At 57.7% G+C, this 18,107-nt stretch carries 22 protein-coding genes and 1 tRNA gene; all 23 read right to left on the reverse strand.

Going from position 1 to position 18,107, the window contains the following annotated elements; translation table 11 throughout:
* Positions 1-92: 92 nt before the first annotated feature.
* Positions 93-1,880 carry a Na(+)/H(+) antiporter subunit D gene (locus ACOYW2_RS21855; protein ID WP_482767985.1) on the reverse strand — a complete coding sequence of 596 codons (1,788 nt, stop codon included), beginning with the start codon at positions 1,878-1,880 and terminating at the stop codon, positions 93-95.
* Positions 1,867-2,115 (reverse strand): hypothetical protein, encoded by a 249-nt coding sequence (locus ACOYW2_RS21860; RefSeq protein ID WP_482418078.1) that lies wholly within the window; start codon positions 2,113-2,115, stop codon positions 1,867-1,869. Before ACOYW2_RS21860 ends, ACOYW2_RS21855 begins: the two co-directional genes overlap by 14 nt.
* Positions 2,115-3,644 carry a monovalent cation/H+ antiporter subunit D family protein gene (locus ACOYW2_RS21865; protein WP_482767986.1) on the reverse strand — a complete coding sequence of 510 codons (1,530 nt, stop codon included), beginning with the start codon at positions 3,642-3,644 and terminating at the stop codon, positions 2,115-2,117. The genes ACOYW2_RS21860 and ACOYW2_RS21865 overlap by 1 nt, the downstream gene beginning before the upstream one ends.
* 493 nt (positions 3,645-4,137) lie before the next feature.
* Positions 4,138-4,455 (reverse strand): NADH-quinone oxidoreductase subunit NuoK, encoded by a 318-nt coding sequence (nuoK, locus tag ACOYW2_RS21870; RefSeq protein ID WP_482418080.1) that lies wholly within the window; start codon positions 4,453-4,455, stop codon positions 4,138-4,140.
* A complete protein-coding gene (locus ACOYW2_RS21875; protein ID WP_482767987.1) occupies positions 4,452-4,973 on the reverse strand; it encodes an NADH-quinone oxidoreductase subunit J family protein in 522 nt (173 codons plus the stop codon). The genes nuoK and ACOYW2_RS21875 overlap by 4 nt, the downstream gene beginning before the upstream one ends.
* Positions 4,970-5,410 carry a NuoI/complex I 23 kDa subunit family protein gene (locus ACOYW2_RS21880; RefSeq protein WP_482418082.1) on the reverse strand — a complete coding sequence of 147 codons (441 nt, stop codon included), beginning with the start codon at positions 5,408-5,410 and terminating at the stop codon, positions 4,970-4,972. Before ACOYW2_RS21880 ends, ACOYW2_RS21875 begins: the two co-directional genes overlap by 4 nt.
* Positions 5,407-6,387, reverse strand: a complete 981-nt coding sequence (gene nuoH / locus ACOYW2_RS21885) for an NADH-quinone oxidoreductase subunit NuoH (RefSeq protein WP_482767988.1) — start codon at positions 6,385-6,387, stop codon at positions 5,407-5,409. Before nuoH ends, ACOYW2_RS21880 begins: the two co-directional genes overlap by 4 nt.
* Before the next feature lie 2 nt (positions 6,388-6,389).
* Positions 6,390-7,508, reverse strand: a complete 1,119-nt coding sequence (locus tag ACOYW2_RS21890; RefSeq protein ID WP_482418084.1) for an NADH-quinone oxidoreductase subunit D — start codon at positions 7,506-7,508, stop codon at positions 6,390-6,392.
* A gap of 68 nt (positions 7,509-7,576) precedes the next feature.
* Positions 7,577-8,020 carry an NADH-quinone oxidoreductase subunit C gene (locus tag ACOYW2_RS21895; protein WP_482767989.1) on the reverse strand — a complete coding sequence of 148 codons (444 nt, stop codon included), beginning with the start codon at positions 8,018-8,020 and terminating at the stop codon, positions 7,577-7,579.
* Between the two features lie 63 nt (positions 8,021-8,083).
* Complete coding sequence (locus tag ACOYW2_RS21900) at positions 8,084-8,662, reverse strand: NADH-quinone oxidoreductase subunit B (RefSeq protein WP_482418086.1); 579 nt, start codon at positions 8,660-8,662, stop codon at positions 8,084-8,086.
* Entirely contained in the window at positions 8,659-9,048 is a 390-nt protein-coding gene (locus tag ACOYW2_RS21905; protein WP_482418087.1) for an NADH-quinone oxidoreductase subunit A, read from the reverse strand. Before ACOYW2_RS21905 ends, ACOYW2_RS21900 begins: the two co-directional genes overlap by 4 nt.
* Before the next feature lie 324 nt (positions 9,049-9,372).
* A complete protein-coding gene (locus ACOYW2_RS21910) occupies positions 9,373-10,308 on the reverse strand; it encodes an RluA family pseudouridine synthase (protein ID WP_482767990.1) in 936 nt (311 codons plus the stop codon).
* 51 nt (positions 10,309-10,359) lie between these two features.
* The gene (locus ACOYW2_RS21915; protein ID WP_482418089.1) at positions 10,360-10,899 is read right to left on the reverse strand and encodes a CarD family transcriptional regulator; all 540 of its coding nucleotides are present in this window, start codon (positions 10,897-10,899) and stop codon (positions 10,360-10,362) included.
* A 591-nt stretch (positions 10,900-11,490) separates the two neighbouring features.
* Positions 11,491-12,411 carry a manganese-dependent inorganic pyrophosphatase gene (locus ACOYW2_RS21920; RefSeq protein ID WP_482420022.1) on the reverse strand — a complete coding sequence of 307 codons (921 nt, stop codon included), beginning with the start codon at positions 12,409-12,411 and terminating at the stop codon, positions 11,491-11,493.
* 457 nt (positions 12,412-12,868) lie between these two features.
* A complete protein-coding gene (pth, locus tag ACOYW2_RS21925) occupies positions 12,869-13,450 on the reverse strand; it encodes an aminoacyl-tRNA hydrolase (protein ID WP_482420023.1) in 582 nt (193 codons plus the stop codon).
* A 167-nt stretch (positions 13,451-13,617) separates the two neighbouring features.
* Positions 13,618-14,223, reverse strand: coding sequence for a 50S ribosomal protein L25 (locus tag ACOYW2_RS21930; protein WP_482418092.1), 606 nt, complete (start codon positions 14,221-14,223; stop codon positions 13,618-13,620).
* A 45-nt stretch (positions 14,224-14,268) separates the two neighbouring features.
* Positions 14,269-15,210 (reverse strand): ribose-phosphate diphosphokinase, encoded by a 942-nt coding sequence (locus ACOYW2_RS21935; protein ID WP_180142652.1) that lies wholly within the window; start codon positions 15,208-15,210, stop codon positions 14,269-14,271.
* Between the two features lie 43 nt (positions 15,211-15,253).
* A tRNA-Gln gene (locus tag ACOYW2_RS21940) sits at positions 15,254-15,328 on the reverse strand.
* A gap of 11 nt (positions 15,329-15,339) precedes the next feature.
* Entirely contained in the window at positions 15,340-16,209 is an 870-nt protein-coding gene (ispE, locus tag ACOYW2_RS21945; protein ID WP_482767991.1) for a 4-(cytidine 5'-diphospho)-2-C-methyl-D-erythritol kinase, read from the reverse strand.
* Positions 16,210-16,530, reverse strand: coding sequence for a DUF1844 domain-containing protein (locus ACOYW2_RS21950; RefSeq protein WP_482767992.1), 321 nt, complete (start codon positions 16,528-16,530; stop codon positions 16,210-16,212).
* A 139-nt stretch (positions 16,531-16,669) separates the two neighbouring features.
* The gene (locus tag ACOYW2_RS21955) at positions 16,670-17,551 is read right to left on the reverse strand and encodes a heterodisulfide reductase-related iron-sulfur binding cluster (RefSeq protein WP_482418095.1); all 882 of its coding nucleotides are present in this window, start codon (positions 17,549-17,551) and stop codon (positions 16,670-16,672) included.
* A complete protein-coding gene (locus tag ACOYW2_RS21960) occupies positions 17,544-17,822 on the reverse strand; it encodes a hypothetical protein (protein ID WP_482767993.1) in 279 nt (92 codons plus the stop codon). The genes ACOYW2_RS21955 and ACOYW2_RS21960 overlap by 8 nt, the downstream gene beginning before the upstream one ends.
* Entirely contained in the window at positions 17,803-18,081 is a 279-nt protein-coding gene (locus tag ACOYW2_RS21965) for a 4Fe-4S dicluster domain-containing protein (protein ID WP_482767994.1), read from the reverse strand. The genes ACOYW2_RS21960 and ACOYW2_RS21965 overlap by 20 nt, the downstream gene beginning before the upstream one ends.
* Positions 18,082-18,107: the final 26 nt, after the last annotated feature.

Consider the following 18,107-nt stretch of genomic DNA (forward strand, 5'->3'; position numbering starts at 1 on the left):
TGTGATGGACCTGAGGAACGAAGGTACAGAGCATTCCCGTACCTTGGGGTCCGGGGGATTTATCCCCTGGCCGCCGGAGGCCCCCCCTGCGATTACACAAAAAAGACGACAGCAGCCAGGATCACGAAGATGGCGGCCACGGCGCTGCCGATGTATTGCTGGACCTGACCGGTCTGGACCTGCCGGAGTTTGTTGCCGCCTTCCACCACCTGCCGTGCGGACCCGTCGATGGTAAAATCGATCCCCTCTTTATCGAACCAGGTAAAGGCCCTGGCCAGGACCATGGAAAGGGGGGTGCCAATGGTGCGGTAGACGTTGTCCATCCATTCGTTGAAGGCGTGGATGGGTTTTGACGCCACCCACATAAATACACGGGCCCCTTTTCGGTAGAACCAGTCGAGGTCCAGGCTCATGTGGTCTTCGGGAGTCAGTTTCTTCACCATGAGGTAGAAACCTAAGCCTGTGAAACTTAAAATCTGAAACGTCTCGGAAAGATGATAGGCGCTGTAGGGATGGTAGCCCACGCCAAAGGGAAGCATCTGGTAGAGCCAGCGCGTGCCGGGTCCGAAGCCCAGGAAGAAGCAGAAAAAGGCGGCGACGGCCATGGCCAGGTTCATGTTCCAGGGGGCCTCGCGCCCTTCCACGCCGGAGTCTTTGCCGAACCAGATATAGTAGGGCAGCTTGATGCCCACGGACAGGAAGGTCCCCACCGAGGCCAGGGTGAGCATCACCAGCAGCACGGGACGATGGTCAGCCCCTGCCCCTGCGATGATCATGGATTTGCTCACAAACCCGCTGGTCAGGGGAAAGCCCGAGATGGAGATACCGCCGATGACCGTGAAAACCATGGCCCAGGGCATGTGCTTCCACAGCCCGCCCAGGTCGCTCAGCTTGGATTTTCCGGTCATCTCCAGGACAGCTCCCACGCCCATGAAGAGAAGGGCCTTGTAGAGGATGTGGGCGTAGGCGTGGGCACAGGCGCCATTGATGCTCATGGCGGTTCCGATGCCGATGCCGCATACCATGTATCCCACCTGGCTGACGATATGATACGCGAGAATCCGCCTGGCGTCGTTTTCGATGACGGCGTAAGCAACGCCGTAGAGGGTCATGATGGCCCCCAGAATGGCCAGGGCCTCGAATCCGGGGAAAGCGCGGGCCAGGACATAGACGGCTGTCTTGGTGGTAAAGGCACACATGAAGACGGCCCCTGCCACGGTGGCCTCGGGGTAGGCATCGGGAAGCCAGGCGTGGATGGGGGGCACGGCGGCGTTCAGCATAAACCCGATCATAATAAGGTAGTCGGCCAGGGTGGCCCCGTCCCGGGCGATCTGCTCAAAGGCCAGCCCTTCGAGCCCCACGTTCTGGTAACGCAGGAAGATGCCCGCCAGAAGCACCAACCCCCCTGCGGTGTGCACCAAAAGGTAACGAAACCCCGCCTCAACGGATTTTTTCTTTTTTCGGTACCAGACAAGGAAGGTGGAGGCAAAGGCCATGAGTTCCCAGAAAGCGAACAGGGTGAGGTAATCCCCGCAGAGGGTCACCCCAATGGAGCCGGCCACGTAGAGAAAGGCGGCGGTGTGGTGGCCGCTCTCTTTGACGTGAAGGCTGTAAAAGCCACCGATAAGGGCCATAAGGGTGAAGACATTCAAAAAGACAAAGGTCAGCTTGTCCACCCGTCCGAAGACAAGGTCAAACCCCATCCAGGTCACCGTGCCGAAACTCTCCGGAAGCTGGTAGATCAGCACAATGGAAAGAGCGGGAACTCCCACCAGCGCCAACTTCATGAGCACGGGGTGGATCCGCTTCAACAGGGGCATGGCCACCGCTGCCAGGAAAAACCAGGTGGTGGGGTGCATGAACAGCTCATGACTTGTCATAGTAGTCCTCATCCTGCATCAGCCAAAGGTGATAGATCCCCTTGCAGACAAACGCCATCCCAAGGCAGCCCAAAAACCCGAAGGCCGACCAGAACCCGATGACGTTGTCCCCGAAAAAATGGGGGTCGTGCCGGGAAATCGTGACGTCAAACAGCACGGTAAAGCCCAGCCAGAGGAAAAAGAGCCAGGTAAGAAGCCCGGACCGGTTTCGTAAAAAGCCTATGAATTTGACCATCACAACCCCGCTGTCGCCTGAGTCAGCCCGGTGAAAAAGCCCACATCAAGCACCGAGATGAGTTTGAAAAAAAGATCCGGATAGAGCCCGAACAGCACCGAAAAAATAGCGGTGACCGTCAAGGGCACCACCATGAAACGGGCCAGGGGCGTCTGCTCCAAGCTTCCTGTCTTGCCCTGGTCTTCAGGAAGGGGCGCGCCGTAAAAGGCCTTGATCACCACCGGCACAAAATATCCCGCATTAAGAAGGCTGCTCACCAAAAGCACGGTGAGCAGAATGCCGTAGAATATGCAGGGGTCGGTGCCCAGGGCAAGGTACCACTTGCTCACAAACCCGCTCACCGGCGGCACCCCGATCATGGAAAGGGATGCCAGGGCAAAGGCCCCCATGGTCCAGGGCATGCGGTACCCCAGCCCGCCCATCTCCCGGATATCGCTCTTGCCCGAGACCACAAAGATGGCCCCGGCGCAGAAGAAGAGCGTGATCTTGGAAAAGGCGTGGTTGGTGATGTGCACGATGCCTCCGGTGACTCCCGTGGGTGTCAAAAGGGCCACCCCCAAAAGGATATAGGAGAGCTGGCTCACCGTGGAGTAGGCAAGGCGGGCCTTGAGGTTGGTTTTCGTCAGGGCGATGACCGAAGCACAGAGGATGGTAAAGCTGACGAAGTAAGCCGTGAAAAGCCCCAGCCCCGTGCTGTGGAGAAGGTTCACCCCGTAAACCGAAAGCATGACCCGGGCCGTGGAAAAGACCCCGACCTTTACCACCACCACCGCGTGGAGAAGGGCCGACACCGGGGTGGGTGCCACCATGGCCGAGGGCAGCCAGTTGTGAAAGGGCATGACCCCGGACTTGGCAAACCCGAAGAGAAAGAGAAGGAAACTCGACACCACCAGAACCTTGCCGGTTCCGGCCGGGAAAATCCCGTCCATGATGCCTGAGCCGAAATCCAGGGTCCCTGCCGTAAGGTACACCAGGGCCATACCCGTCAGAAGAAAGGCCTTGGAGGTAAAAAAGAGGTAGATGAGGTACTTCCTCCCCCCTTCGTAGCCATCTGCGTCCTGGTGGTGCATCACCAGGGGGTAGGTGACCACCGAGACGATCTCGTAAAAGAGGTAGAGGGTAAAGAGGTTCCCTGCAAAGGCAGCGCCCATGGCCGCCCCCACCGCCGCCGCATAGCAGACGTAAAACCGTGTCTGGGCGTGTTCCTCAAGGCCCCGCATGTACCCCACGCAGTAAAAGGCTGCAAGGATCCAGAGAAACGAGGAGGTGCCCGCAAAGATGAGGCCCAGTCCGTCAAGCTTCAGGGTCACCCCCACCCCGGGCAGAATCTCCGCATAGGTATAGGAGAGGACCTCCCCTGCCAGTACCCGGGGCGCCAGGTTCACCACCGAGGCAAAGGTCAGCACCGCCCCCACCACCGACCACGCCTCGCGGAGGTTGGGCCGCCTGCCCGAGATCATCACCAGAAAAGCCGCCACCATGGGAATGACAGCGGTGAGTATCAACATGCCGGGAGTCGTCTCAATCATCTCTATCAGCCTTGTGAGGGTCACTGTTTGGGTTAGAAAAAGCGTAACTATTCAGATTAAAAAAGCCTCCAGCGGCAAGGTGGGGGCACCTTGAAACCCTGAGGCGAATGCATGGAGATAGCCATTCTACCTGCGTTATCGGGGCATTCGCGTGATGTGTGACATTTGGCAACTGTCTTTGCAGAGAAGCTCATTTCATTCTTCTAAAAACACGCTGAAATGGTCAAGTAACGACAACGTATCGAGTTAGGTCGAACCTTGTGTGCCAGACCGCACACACCTTCAGCGGTTGTGTCGGGCGAAGCCCGAGTCGAAGGCCCTTGCGCTTTGCCCTGAGGAGCGAAGGGTAAAGCGCAAGGGCAACCAGCTTTCGAGGTGTTTTCGCTATTGTGGCTTCGCCACCCTCGCCGCCGGAGGCTTGCTTTTGCTCTCGACTTTAGCCATAGAAGGCAGGCTTTTTGAAACGCCTTTCACCACAGACGTTTTTTATCCACTACCCTTTCAAGTCGGTCACGTCCCTGGGGTCGCCGGAGGAGAACTTTCTGTAGACCGCCAGGATGAAACTGATAGCGATGGCGGCTTCGGCAGCGGCGATGCCCATGATAAAGAGGGTAAAGATCTGGCCCACGGCGGGGTCCGGGGCCAGAAATTTATTGAAGGCCATGAAGTTGAGGCCTGCGCCGTTCAGGACCAGTTCCGTTGAGATCAGCATACCGATGAAGGTCTTATGGCGGATCATGCCGTAGATGCCCATCATCAGGAGAAAAAGGGCCAGGATCAGATAGGTGTCCAGGGTGGCGTGAAAGCTCATGGGTTCACCTCCTCCCGCCCGCCCCGGGCCAGGATAATGGCCCCCACGATGGCCACAAGGAGCACCACGGAGATCATCTCAAAGGCAAGGCACCAGGTGAGAAGAAGGCCTTTGCCCACGTGCTCGATGGAAAAATCTCCCAGGCGTTCAGAAGCCGGGACCCAGTCGGTTTGACCGATGACCATAACCATGAGGAAGAAGGCAGCGGCCCCGGAGGCCACAAGGCCCAGGAAGGCATAGCGGCCCATGGAGCCCCCTCTCCGCCAGCTCAGTTTGGGGGTATAGCCCACCATGATGCCGAAGACGAGCACCACGCAGATGGCCCCCACGTAAATGAGCACCTGCATGAGGGTGAGAAAGGGGCTCCCCAGATAGAGGTAGAGGCCAGCCACCCCGAGCAGGGAGACGGCCAATCCTAAAACGGCGTGCATGAGCACCCCGGCCCGCACGGCCAGCAAGGCCCCTGCCATGGTCAGCACGAGAAAGCCAAAGAATAAGAGATCCATCAACACGTTCATTCCCGCTCCTTTACGCGTTTCAGGAGGTCATAGAAGAACTCCTCCCGGGAGAAGCCCGCCAGTTCGTACTCACTGGAAAAATCGATGGCCCGGGGTTTACAGGATTCCACGCAAAGGCCGCAGAGGCTGCACTTGGTAAAATCCAGGGTAAACAGGGTCAGCACCTTGCCCTTGACGCCCTCCTGCTTCTCCCCTTCCACGGTGATGCACTGGCAGGGGCAGATCTTCATGCAGGAGAGGCAGACAATGCACCGGTGGGTCCCTGTGGTCTCGTCCTTTACCAGGTCGATGTGGCCCCTGACCGACGGGGTCACGTCGATCTTCTCCCGGGGGTACTGCACCGTCACCACGGGAGAGACCATGGCTTTGAAGGTGACCCCCAGGCCCACCAGCAGGCTCTTGCTTCCGGTTATCAGATCGCTGAAGTATCCACTCATAGCAACGCCACCACCAACGCGGTTAAAAGAAGGTTCACCAGGGAAAAGGGGATCAGGTATTTCCAGGCAAGGTTCATGAGCTGATCGAACCGCACCCTCGGATAGGTCCAGCGGACCCAGATCATGGTAAGCATCAGGAGAAACACCTTCAGAAGAAACCAGAGGGCCCCTAAGTACTCCCCGCTGAAGGGGCCGTGCCACCCGCCGAAAAAGAGCACCGTGGCCACGGCGCAGACGATAAACATGTTGCCGTACTCGGCGATCATGAACAGAGAGAACCCGAACCCGCTGTACTCGGTGTGGTACCCGGCGGTGAGCTCGCTTTCGGCTTCGGGCAGGTCAAAGGGAGCCCGGTTGGTCTCGGCCGTGGCCGAGATCAGGTAGATAAGGCAGGCCACGGGTTGAACCAGGACGAACCACACCTTCCCCTGGGCGGCCACGATGCCCTGCATGCTGAAGGTATTGGTGATGAGCACCACCGAGAGCAGGGACAAAAGGATGGGGATCTCGTAGGCGATGTTCTGGGAGACCGAGCGTACCGATCCGAAAAGGGAGTATTTGTTGTTGGAGGCCCACCCCGCAACAAAGATGGAAAGCACGTTGATGGAGGAAACCGCCAGCACGAAGATGAGCCCCAGGTTGATGTCCCGCCCCACCAGGCCTTTGGAAAAAGGCATCACCAGGAAGGGAAGCACCACCGGGGTAAAGGAGAGCAGGGGCGCTACGCGAAAAACAGTGCGATCGGCGTCCCTGGGGACGATGAGCTGCTTGGCGATGATCTTGATGCCGTCGATGACCATCTGGAGCCAGCCCTGGACGCCCACTTCCATGGGTCCCCAGCGCCGCTGGATTCTGGCCGCCACCTTGCGCTCCAGGTAGCCCATGACCAGTGCGTTGATAAACACCAGGGAGATGAGCATCACAAAAGCGATCACCAGCCGCATCATGTCGCCGAAAGAAAAGTGCATCGTGTCCATAATCACCTGTCGATTTCCGGGATCACAAGGTCCAGGCTCCCCATGGCCGTCACCAGGTCCGAGAGGAGCATCCCTTTGCAGAGTTCGGGCAGGGGGCTCAGGTTGCTGTAAGAGGGCACCCTCACCTTGAGGCGGTAGGGGGTATCGCTGCCGTCCCCTACCAGATAGTACGAGAGGGAGCCGCGGGCCGCCTCCACAGTAAAGTTGCAGGCCCCGGCGGGCAGCTTCAGTTTTTTGGTCTTCTCCATGACGGGCCCTTCGGGCAGCCCGTCCAGGGCCTGTTCGATGATGCGCAGGCTCTGCTCGATCTCCCGGATCCGGACGATGTACCGGTCGAACGAGTCGCCGTTTTCGCCCACGGGGACCTCAAAGTCAAAGCGATCGTAGATGGAGTAAGGCTCGCTCTTGCGCACGTCGTAGGCGATGCCCGAGCCTCGGAGCACGGGTCCTGTCACCCCGTATCGCGCGGCCATGTCCCGGTCGATGACGCCGATGCCCTTGGTGCGCCGCAAAAAGATGATGTTGTCGGTGACCAGGTCCCGGTACATGGGGAGCCGTGATCGCATGCGGTCTATGAAGCTGCGGGTCCTTCGGATAAAGGTGTCGTCGATGTCTTTTGTCACCCCACCCACACGGAGGTAACAATAGGTCAGGCGCGAGCCCGTGGTCTCCTCCAGGATATCGAGGATCTTTTCGCGATCGTCAAAGGCGTAGAGGATGGGGGTAAAGGCCCCCAGGTCCAGAACGTAGGCCCCAATGCCCACCAGGTGGCTGGCGATGCGGTTAAGCTCTGAGGTGATTACCCGCACGTACTCGGCCCGCTCCGGGACGGAAACCTTGCACACACGCTCCAGAAGCCCCACATAGCCGTGGTTGAAGAGAATCGCCCCCAGATAATCCATGCGCCCGGTGTTGGGATAAAAGCCGTTATAGGGCCTGCCTTCGGCCATCTTTTCATGCATGCGGTGCCCGTAGCCCAACACCGGATCCAAGGCCATGGCGTATTCGCCGTCCATCTCCAGCACCACGCGCAGGACCCCGTGGGTGCTGGGGTGCTGTGGACCCATGTTGAGCAGGAACCGGTGCCTTGGACCGGCGATTTTTTCGAGCTTGGTTACCATGGCTGCTCCGTGTTGGTGTGCCGTTTCATGCCACGGGCCTGCTTAGCGTCACAGGGCCCTCAGGCGGGCTATCCCCACCCGATGCTGTCCGCGGCTTTGCGTTTTGCCTCGGTTTTGAGCAGGGGCTTTAAGTCTTTGTCTTCGTCGCAGAGAATCAGGGGAGTCAGGTTGGGGTGCCCGGAGAAGACCACCCCGAAAAAATCCCGGGTCTCCCGTTCGTGCCAGTCCGCCCCTTGGAAAATATCGCTGATGGTCTCCAGGGTCCCCGATGCGGGCAGCGGAGTCCTGCCGTTGATGCGGCAGGGGGCATCGTAATGGGCAAACTGGTAGATGACCTGAAGGGCGGGAGAGACGTCCACGGCCGTGACAAAGTCGATGAAAAACCCTGCCCCCTTCAGCCACTCGGCAAAGGAACGCACCTGCTCTGCCGCAAGGGTCACCTGGATATGGACCCCGGTTTCATGGACGGCTGAGGATTCGGCTGAAAACCCGGCCTCCGATAATGTTGCCACCGCATCGCTTGCCTTCACACTGCACCTCACAGATCACGCCGTACGGGAACGTACGCCGCAGACTCAGTCAATGGGATGAATTCTCGTCTCTTTCTTGAACCGCCGCTGGGGCCAGGGGTGCCGTTTGCCCGCGATCTTCTCCTGAAGCTTGAGGATCCCCTCGATGAGGGCTTCGGGCCGGGGTGGGCATCCCGGGATGTAGATATCCACGGGAATCAGGGTGTCCACCCCCTCGATGACGCTGTAGTTCTCTTCCACCTTGAAGGGACCACCGGAGATGGCGCAGTTGCCCATGGCGATGACCCACTTGGGGGCGGGCATCTGTTCGTAGAGGGTCATGAGGGCCGGTGCCATCTTCTTGGTCACGGTGCCGGAGACGATGAGCAGGTCGCACTGGCGGGCTGAGGGACGGAAGACCTCTGCACCGTAACGGGCCATGTCCATACGGGCCATGCCCGTGGCCATCATCTCGATGGCGCAGCAGGCCAGACCAAAGGTCATGGGCCACAGGGAGTTGGCCTGGCAGACCTGGAGTACCTGCCGGGTCAGGGGAAATCCCAGGATGCCCCCCCCCTCTTCAGCGACGGCACCGGCTTCGGCTTCATGCCTCAAGGACTGGGCGTAGCGTTCGACCTCTTTCATTGCTTTCTCTTCTCCCAGGTAAAGACCCCTTTGGCCCAGGCGTAGACCACAGCCAGGCTGAGAATGCCGATGAAAATGGAAAATTCCACGGCCCCGCGCATGCCCGGGACGGCGTTGAACACCGTGGCCACGGGAAAGAGGTAGAGGACGTCCACGTCAAAGGCCAAAAAGATCAGGGCATAGAGGTAATAGGAAATTCCGAAGCGGTAGTCCCACATCTGGTTGAAGGGCTCGATACCGCACTCGTAGGTCTGGTGGGTGCGGGGGGTGACGACAGTTGCGGGGCGGAGCATCCAGGCGATGACAAAAGGAAGGAAGGCGGCGATAAACCCGCCCAGGATAAAAAACATGACATAGATGTAATCCAGAGCCAATGTCGATTCCATAAGCGATTCTCCATACCGTCTCGCGAACATCGTTACATACCGACTCAAAAAAAAGGCCAGGCCAAAGGGTCAGGTACTGCCGGTGGTCGTCAACTTGCGGGGTGAAGCGTTCTGCAAAAATCGAAGGGCCCTCTCAGCGGAGGGACTAGGCATTTCGGATAAATCTCATTCATGCTTAGTCCCACAACAGGGGAGATGTCAAGGCATTTTGCGAGGAACAACATAGAAATAACCAGGAGGGAACATGACGGGTGTCATGAGGAAAACAACAGGGGTGGGCCCCCTTGAAGGCTACGCATGCTTAAGGGAGAGGCACTTCGCGCCTCAAGGGGACAACAAGGAGACAACGGCGGAAAAATCCTCGGGCAGCGGTGCCTGCCACGTCATCCTCTGCCCTGTTGCGGGGTGGGTAAGCGAAAGGGTATGGGCGTGGAGCAGCTGCCCGGAAAGCCCACGAATGGCTGCCCGCAAAGGAGCTGCCTGGGGCAGCCCGCGATCTGCTTTACGCCGCGTGTAAACAGGGTCCCCCACCACGGGATGACCGAGCCAGTGGGTGTGGACGCGAATCTGGTGGGTCCGGCCCGTTTTCAGGTCCACATCCAGCAGGGTGGCACCCGGGAAACGGTCCAAAACGGTATAATGGGTTTCCGAGGGCCTGCCCACCGGGCTGTTCACCCCCATGCGCTTGCGATCCCTGGGGTCCCTGCCGATGGGCTGGTCGATGATACCCCGGTCCTCGGACACCTCTCCGTACACCAGGGCGCGGTACCGCTTGCTCACCTCCCGTTCTTTGAACTGGCGGGTGAGTTCCAGGTGGGTTTTCTGGTTCAGGGCCACCACCAGCAGACCCGTGGTGTCCTTATCCAGGCGGTGAACGATCCCGGGACGCAGCTCCCCGCCAATCCCTTCCATGTCGGGAAAATGATACAGCAGGGCGTTGACCAGGGTGCCCGACTCATGCCCGGCAGCCGGATGCACCACCAGCCCCCGGGGCTTGTTGACCACCACCAGGTCTTCGTCGGCATGGACGATGTCCAGGTCGATGGCTTCGGGTTCCACGGTGAGGGGCTTGGTTTCGGGTACCACCACCCGCACGCACTCACCGCAGCGCACCTTGTGTTTGGGCTTGCGCACGTCACCGTCCACGGTAACAAAGCCGTTTTTGATGAAGTGGGCGGACTGGCTGCGTGAAAGCACCAGCCCTTTCTCCGCCACAAACAGATCAAGGCGCCGTCCGTGATCTTCGGTGGATACCGTCACGGAACAGGCGCCTTGCTGATCCAAACTTTCGATATGGGTCGTCAATGGATTTTACGTCAACTCAGGTTGCGTTCCGGCCAGACCCTCATCGCTGAAGAGGGACTCGATCTCCTTCATCATGGACTTCTCGTCCGTCTGCTTGGCCATGCACAGCTCCTTGAGAAGAAGGCTCTGGGCGGTGTCCAGCAGTTTGCGCTCCCCAAAGGAGAGATCCTTGGTCAGCCTCAAGAGGAACAGGTCCCGAAACACCTCAGCCACGTCGAAAAGGGAGCCTGTTTTTATTTTTTCCATGTATTCGCGGTAACGACGGTTCCAGGTCTGGTTGTCGAAGGCGCACTCGCGCTTCTGGGTCATCACTTCATAGACCTTGGGGATCTCATGTTCCTTGATTACCCGCCGGAGCCCCACAGACTCCACATTGGCGGTGGGGATCATGATCACCATGCCGTTTTCAAGAACTTTCATAATGTAAAAGGTCATATCCTCTCCACCGATCTCTTTGATTTCGATGGATTCGATACGTCCCACACCGTGTGCCGGATATACCGCGAGGTCACCTACCTGAAACTCCAGATTATCTGTATGTCCCATGTCCTCACCTGTTGCTACTCAAACGACGGCATCAAAAGCTTCATTCGATGAATTTACAGAAAAGCTGTTGACAGAAGATTCGAATCGTCGTATGCAATCGTCGAGTCAAATAGTAAATTAGGATAAATGTAACTGGTAAATCGTCATCTCAAGAAATATATCACACCCCTGTGCCATTATCAATGGCAAAGATGATCATCACCCCTCAGCAACCCACTAAAATGAAGATGTTTTTCCTTCACCACACACCCTGACGGCCTCTTCCCCTTGGCCTGAACCCCGGAAAAGCCTTCATCGGAGCCCGGCTCCTGAGCCATGGGCTCACACCAAAATCCCCTCGGAAAATCACAAAAACCCACAGGAGAAAACTGCGGCCACCGCAGAAAGGCTCCATGTCCTGGCCGCGCACCCCGCGCCAAAGGCGTTTTTGCGCATGGGTACAGGCTGTTTATCAAGCACCCGAAGGCTAAGACCGCCATAAAAAATGGCTGCCTCCTTCGAGGAGGCAGCCATTGATGACTCTTAATCCGCACCAAAGGGACCGGCCTTACCTGAGCGGCAGGCCCCTTTTCTCGGAAAGGTCAGGTGCCGTTAGGCAAACACTTTTTCCAGGTTGGGCACAACCTGCTTTTTACGGCTCAGAACGCCGTCGAGCCACATCTTGGAATCCGCAGACTGTCCGTTGAAGGCCTTTTCGATGATGGCGGTGTCGTCGGAAGCGATGAGGAGCTCGGAGCCTTCCTTCATGATGTCGGTGAGGAGAAGCAGCACGCTGTGGCGCTCGCCTTCGGCCTTGAGCTCGTTGATGTCCTTGAGCAGATCAGCCTTGATGTCATCGAAGATAGCCAGGTCAACAACCTCAAGCTGGCCAACGCCCACTTTCTTGCCGCCCATGTTGAAATCCTTGTAGTCGCGCTTGACCAGGTCACGGATGGGGGTACCGGCAACGGCTGACTTCACGTTGAACATCTCAACACCCAGGGCAACCACGTCGTCAACGCCGGCGATGGCCGCAAGCTCTTCAACGGCTTTCTTGTCGGCGGGGGTGCAGGTGGGGGACTTGAAGATGACGGTGTCGCTCAGGATGGCACACAGCATGAGGCCGGCGATGTCCTTGGGAATCTCAACGCCGCTTGCGTCGAACATCTCCTTGACGATGGTACCGGTACAGCCTACGGGACGGATCCAGCACTCGAGGGGCTCGCTGGTGGTGACGTCGCCGAGTTTGTGGTGATCCACGATCCCCAGAACTTTGGCGTCGCCCAGGTCGTCGGGGCTCTGAGCCAGGTCGGAGTGGTCCACGAGGTAAACAGACTCACCGGCAAAGGAGGTCTTCATCTCGGGAGCGGCCACGCCGAATTTTTCGAGGATAAAGGTGGTCTCGGGGTTGAGGTCACCCTGCACAGCTGCCACGGTGTCTTCACCGAGCTTGCTCTTCAGGTAAGCCAGGGCGATGGGGGAACAAACGGAATCTGAATCAGGAATCTTGTGTCCAATTACATAAATACTCATGATTTTGTCCTTTCTCTTGTTAAACGTGTATCTTATATAGTTATATAGTCTAACCTTGGGTACACAAGGTTGTAAAATCACATACAGATACCCCCGATACGCCGCGGGCCACACCCATCACACAAAAAAAGCAGCATACCAGAAACCGGGCCACAAATCGACTGACGTGGGCAGCGGCCTCAAAAACAGATTGTAAACATCGGAAGTAGAAGCAAACAGAGTTAGGGGCCGGTCGGCCCACCGAAGCGGAAATAAAGCAAAGAAGCCCACCATCACGGAACAAAACAGAACCGGTGGTGCGTCGAAAGCCGGGGAGTGCCCCGGAGAAGAGGGTGCGCCCACCGAAGGAGGCAAGAAGCATGAGGAGGACCAGACCCGCGAGGCCCGCGTAAATACCCACCGTCGGTAGATTTTCCATTCGCCCCTCCATCATGTTGTGGAAAAATCGAAACACACCCTACTTGATGCAGTTAAAGGCGTTCATCCCCTTGATCAACCCTTGGGTCAAAATGGCCTCCACTGCATCGGCGGAACGGTCGATGAAAGGATCCAGGGACGCTGCTTCATCGGCAGAAAACCTGCCGAGAACCCAGTCACTCACCTCAATCCTGGGATCCGGCCTGCCGACCCCCATGCGGATCCGGGCAAAGGCCCTGTCCTTCAGGGTATCGATCAGGGATCGGACACCGTTGTGGCCGCCGTGCCCCCCCTTGGCAACAATCTTCATGCGGCCATAGGGCAGATCGATTTCGTCGTACACAACGAGGATCTCCCCGGGGGCAATATCAAAATAGTCTGCCAGGGCCCGAACAGGGCCGCCGCTCAGATTCATGAAGGACTGGGGCTTGGCAAGTATCACCTCCCGGCCTTCATGGCGCCCCTTGGCGTAGAGGGCGTCAAAACGAGATCGGGTTACCGACATGCCGAGACGCTCTGCCAGGCGATCAATAACCCGAAATCCGATATTATGTCGTGTGTTCTCGTAGCGGGCACCCGGATTTCCGAGCCCCACCACCAGCCTGACCGAAGATTCATTCATAATGATAACCAGTTACAGACAGAAACTCTTTTCCATCAACGCCGCAGGAAGAATATCTTCTGTGCGGCGGAATGAAGGAACCTTCAGTTCGAGGGCGCAAGGCCCCCTTGTACCAGGCATTGGGTTCAGCCATGGCGACCGTAGTCGCCATGGGCTGGGAAAAAGGCCTAAGCCTCTTCTTCCCCTTCTTCCCCTTCCTCTTCTTCGGTAAGGCTCATGCCTTTGGGAGGAACAACGGTCACAACGGTGAAGTTGACGTTGTGGGGAATCTCGACGCCGTCGATCTTGATCTCATCCACGTGGATGGACTTGCCGATCTTGAGGTCGGTAACATCCACCTTGATGGAGGTGGGGATGGCAAGGGGCAGGCAGAGTACGTCGAGCTGACGACGGATGACCTGGAGGATGCCGCCCATTTCAAGACCTGCGGCTTTACCGACGGTCTCAACGGGAGCAACGGCCTTGATCTTCTTGTCAAGGGCCACCACCTGGAAATCCACGTGACGGAATTCACCGCGGGTGGGGTCGGTCTGCACATCCTTGATGATGGCGACCTTGGGCTCGGCATCGCCCACCTTCAGGTTCACAACAACCTGAATGGTTTCGCTCTGCTTGAAAGCCTCTTCCACGTCGGCAACGAGTACGTCCACAGCAACGGCGTCCATGTTGTCACCGTATACAACGGCAGGGACCCGGCCCTCATTGCGAATAACGCGCGCGGCGTTCTTGCCTCTGGTTTCCCTTATATTTGTCTTAAGTTCGAAAAGTTCCAAATCGATCCTCCTGAAGAACCTGCTTAATTTTTCAAAATGGTGTCATTACACAAACAGCGTCGTAACCGAGTCACCCCGATGGCTTCGAATGATGGCCTCACCCACCAGCGGGGCGACGGAGAGGACCTTGATCTTGTCACATGCCTTCGCCTCTTCGCTTAAGGGGATGGTGTCCGTTGCAACAAGACTCTTCAACGCTGATTTCTCAATACGTTCCACGGCAGGTCCGGAGAGAACCGGATGCGTGCAGCATGCGTGGACTTCCTTGGCACCCATTTCGCTGATGGCGTTGGACGCTTCAGTCAGTGTGCCGGCCGTATCAACCATATCATCAAGGATGATAGCCGTCTTACCTTCCACATCACCGATAACCGCCATGGCCTTGGCTTCGTTGGGACGGTCGCGACGCTTGTCCACAATGGCCAGCCCGCATCCCAGGCGCTTGGCAAAGGCCCGGGCTCGTTCCACACCACCGGCATCGGGAGACACGATCACCAGGTCTTCCCCGGCAAAATCTTCTCGAATGCGTTCAATGATGATGGGAGCGGCGTAGAGGTTGTCCACGGGAATGTTGAAAAAACCCTGGATCTGGCCTGCATGGAGGTCCATGGTGATGATACGGCATGAACCGGAGTGGGTAAGAAGATCGGCAATCAGCTTGGCCGAGATGGGAACCCGCGGTGCCACCTTCTTATCCTGACGCGCATAACCGAAGTAGGGAATGACAGCCGTGATACGAGACGCAGACGATCGGCGCATGGCGTCGATCATCAGAAGCAGTTCCATAAGGTTGTCGTTCACGGGAGAGCATGTGGACTGGATGATGTACACATCCTTTTTCCGTACATTCTCCTCAATTTCAATCTGGATCTCGCCGTCGCTGAAGCGATTCACCTTTGCGCTTCCAAGATCTTTAAAAAGATACTTGGACACCTTCTGGGCAAGCTCTTTGTTGGAGTTCCCCGTAAATATGGAAAGATCGTTCATTCCATTCCCGTTTTCCCGGAAACACTGCCGGTATAAATAAATTTGGCAGGGGCGGCAGGATTCGAACCTGCGAATGCTGGAATCAAAATCCAGTGTCTTACCACTTGACGACGCCCCTGCAATGTATATTCAAAATGTCAACAACAATTCAGCCAAAAAAACCTGCCATCCGGCATACTCTTTCGACTTATCCCCCCTCAGGCACATCAGCAGCGTTTCCCCCGCCTGCGCCTCTTGTGGCTCACGGAAAAGGCCGAAAACCGACGAACCGCTCCCGGACATCAGCACGCCTTCCGCTCCGGCCTTTTCCAAGGCCGCTTTGGCGTCCCCGACAGCCGGTGACAGCTTCTGCGCAGGGGGTTCCAAGTCGTTATGAAGATGGTGGAGAGGATCGATCACCCCTTCATTCAACAGACGACTTTTAATTTTTTTTTCACTTTTTGTCAATCCCAATTTGAGATTTTTATACACTTCTTCCGTGGATAACCCCGTGCCCGGATAGATAATAAGCAGGTGATACGGCTTGATGGGCGGCAGGGACTCAAAACATGCCCCCACCCCCGTGGCCAAAACCGGGGCACATCGGATAAAAAAAGGGACATCGGCTCCAAGCTGAAGGGCCAGGGCCTCCAGGGCCGTCTCATCAAAGGGACCTCCGTACAGGGTGTTGAGTCCCTTAAGAACCGTTGCCGCGTTTCCACTGCCCCCCCCGAGGCCCGCCCCGGGCGGGATGCGCTTGTCGATGGCGATGCGGCAGCCACCGTCAATGCCCGCGGCGTCGAAAAAGAGAGAGGCGGCACGCCAGGCCAGATTGCTTTCGTCCTCGGGAACCCCGGGGTACACACAGGACAGGGAAATACCCGCATCCGACGGCTCGATGACAACCCGGTCGTACAGGCCGACACCACACATCAGCGAGCAGAGGTCGTGGTACCCGTTTTCCCGCCTGCCCGTCACGTGCAGGAAAAGATTTACCTTGGCAGGACTCTTGAATTCCACCTACGCCCCCTGCTCCTTGAGCTTGACATACATCATCCGCAGATCATGGAGCATGTTGGTCAGCAGGTTGATCTCCTCATCGGTGAGATTGCCGGAGGTCTTTTCCTCAAGCATCCCCAGGATATCGATGGTCTGCTTGGCCAGGGGCAGGTTGATGGCCTTGGCCCCGCCACCGGGTGCGGTGATCATGCCCAGATGCACCAATGCCGAAGAGTTCAGGGAAAAAATAAACGTGGAGAAGTTGATGCCGGGCAAGGGAGGGGCTTCCTGCCCGCCCTTGGTTCCGGACGCCTCGGTGCCGGTGTTATCCTGTTTTTCCATGGTGCCTTGTCCTTGACGATTGGTTTAAATACGCCTGCCGCCCGTGCAGTCCGCCGGATACCCGGCCGGACCAGGCACGCGGCGATTGCCCCACTATAAAAAAACCGTTCACCGACATCAAGGATGAGTTCCTCCCCCGCTACAGAAGCCCCAACTGGTTCAAGAGCGGGCGCGGGTCCACCAGGTGCTTTTTGACCCAGTTCTGGTAACCGGGCAGCCGGGCGGCCATGCCGATGAGTTCGGAAATATAGAAAACCGGCAGGGGCTCCACCTCCTTGCCCCGAAGCTCCAGATTCACCTGGCACAAGGGGCAAAAGGCGATGATGCAGTTGGCACCGGCCCGCCGGGCGTGATCACGGATCCGGTCCACCATGCCGTCCACCATATCAGGCTTTGTCACGGCCAGGTGGGATCCGCAGCACTGTTTGCTGTAACTCCAGTCCGGAGTCTCCACGTCCAGCACGTTCACAAGACGCTTGAGCTTTTTTTCGTAGGGGCGGATATCAAAGCCGGTGATCCATTCGGGACGCGTTAGAAGGCACCCGAAATAGAGCACGCCGCGAAGCCCCTCCAGGGGATTGACCACCGCCTTTTCAAACACGATGGGGGCATCGGAGAGGATCTCCGGGGTAAACTTCAGGCGCACGCCGCCCTCATACTCCCGGCCACAGGCCTTGGCGAGCTTGGCGTTCATGGAGGCATCGGTGGCCAGGATCTTTTCCGCCGTACGAAGGCGAACGAAACAGCTGGGGCAGACCACATAGAGGTCGTCGATGCCCTGGCGTTCGGCAAGGAGAATGTTCCGTCCGGCAAGGAGGGTGGCATAATCGGGGTTGACGCTGTGGGCCGGCGAGGCTCCGCAGCAGTTCCAGTCTGCCAGGGGCTCCACCCAGGTGCCCATGAGACGGAACATCTGAAACAAGGAGGTACCGAAATCCCTGGCCGACGACATCAGGGAGCATCCGGGGTAGTAGTGCACACGACGCAGCCTTTTTTCTCCGGTGCTTTTTGTGTTACTCATCGCAGGCCTCCCTGATTTTTTTCATGATCTCTTTGTGCTTCACACTGCTGGGCAGGAGCTCCAGCCGCCCGAGGCGGAACATCTTCATCCCCATGGCCACATCCTGAAACAGGTTGCCGGTGGCCAGCTTGTAGCGCGCCATGAATTCGAGTTCGTAGATCCGGCCCCGCTTGTGAACCTGCTTCAAAAACTCCCGGTGGAAGGCCCAGATGTCTTTTTCACCGACATTGACCTTCTCGGTCAGGGCGATCTCACGCAGGGCGTCCATCATGTAGGGGATATGTACCCGGTTTGGGCGCTCGGTCGGGCAACGCCCAGGCGTAACACCCGACGCAGATCCAGATGGCACGGCTCTCCAGAACCTCCTGTTTCATGCCCAGCTGGATCATGCGCAGGATCTGGTTGGGCAGATAGTCCATGCCGTGGGCCACCGGGCAACCGCCCGAGCAGCACATGCAGTGAAAGCACCTGGAGAGGTCCTGGCCGCTTTTGGCCGAAACCTCCTCGAAAAAAGAATGATCAACCTTCATATCAGCCCACCCGGATCGGTCACCGC

This window comes from Desulfoluna sp. CLI2B, assembly GCF_056847375.1.

What these genes read in the sequence shown, in the direction of transcription:
- ACOYW2_RS21855 (WP_482767985.1), bottom strand. Translation starts at nt 1,880, where the DNA reads ATGACAAGTCATGAGCTGTTCATGCACCCCACCACCTGGTTTTTCCTG.
- ACOYW2_RS21860 (WP_482418078.1), bottom strand. Translation starts at nt 2,115, where the DNA reads ATGGTCAAATTCATAGGCTTTTTACGAAACCGGTCCGGGCTTCTTACC.
- ACOYW2_RS21865 (WP_482767986.1), bottom strand. Translation starts at nt 3,644, where the DNA reads ATGATTGAGACGACTCCCGGCATGTTGATACTCACCGCTGTCATTCCC.
- nuoK (WP_482418080.1), bottom strand. Translation starts at nt 4,455, where the DNA reads ATGAGCTTTCACGCCACCCTGGACACCTATCTGATCCTGGCCCTTTTT.
- ACOYW2_RS21875 (WP_482767987.1), bottom strand. Translation starts at nt 4,973, where the DNA reads ATGAACGTGTTGATGGATCTCTTATTCTTTGGCTTTCTCGTGCTGACC.
- ACOYW2_RS21880 (WP_482418082.1), bottom strand. Translation starts at nt 5,410, where the DNA reads ATGAGTGGATACTTCAGCGATCTGATAACCGGAAGCAAGAGCCTGCTG.
- nuoH (WP_482767988.1), bottom strand. Translation starts at nt 6,387, where the DNA reads ATGGACACGATGCACTTTTCTTTCGGCGACATGATGCGGCTGGTGATC.
- ACOYW2_RS21890 (WP_482418084.1), bottom strand. Translation starts at nt 7,508, where the DNA reads ATGGTAACCAAGCTCGAAAAAATCGCCGGTCCAAGGCACCGGTTCCTG.
- ACOYW2_RS21900 (WP_482418086.1), bottom strand. Translation starts at nt 8,662, where the DNA reads ATGAAAGAGGTCGAACGCTACGCCCAGTCCTTGAGGCATGAAGCCGAA.
- ACOYW2_RS21905 (WP_482418087.1), bottom strand. Translation starts at nt 9,048, where the DNA reads ATGGAATCGACATTGGCTCTGGATTACATCTATGTCATGTTTTTTATC.
- ACOYW2_RS21915 (WP_482418089.1), bottom strand. Translation starts at nt 10,899, where the DNA reads ATGGGACATACAGATAATCTGGAGTTTCAGGTAGGTGACCTCGCGGTA.
- ACOYW2_RS21920 (WP_482420022.1), bottom strand. Translation starts at nt 12,411, where the DNA reads ATGAGTATTTATGTAATTGGACACAAGATTCCTGATTCAGATTCCGTT.
- pth (WP_482420023.1), bottom strand. Translation starts at nt 13,450, where the DNA reads ATGAATGAATCTTCGGTCAGGCTGGTGGTGGGGCTCGGAAATCCGGGT.
- ACOYW2_RS21935 (WP_180142652.1), bottom strand. Translation starts at nt 15,210, where the DNA reads ATGAACGATCTTTCCATATTTACGGGGAACTCCAACAAAGAGCTTGCC.
- ACOYW2_RS21950 (WP_482767992.1), bottom strand. Translation starts at nt 16,530, where the DNA reads ATGGAAAAACAGGATAACACCGGCACCGAGGCGTCCGGAACCAAGGGC.
- ACOYW2_RS21955 (WP_482418095.1), bottom strand. Translation starts at nt 17,551, where the DNA reads ATGAGTAACACAAAAAGCACCGGAGAAAAAAGGCTGCGTCGTGTGCAC.
- ACOYW2_RS21960 (WP_482767993.1), bottom strand. Translation starts at nt 17,822, where the DNA reads ATGATGGACGCCCTGCGTGAGATCGCCCTGACCGAGAAGGTCAATGTC.
- ACOYW2_RS21965 (WP_482767994.1), bottom strand. Translation starts at nt 18,081, where the DNA reads ATGAAGGTTGATCATTCTTTTTTCGAGGAGGTTTCGGCCAAAAGCGGC.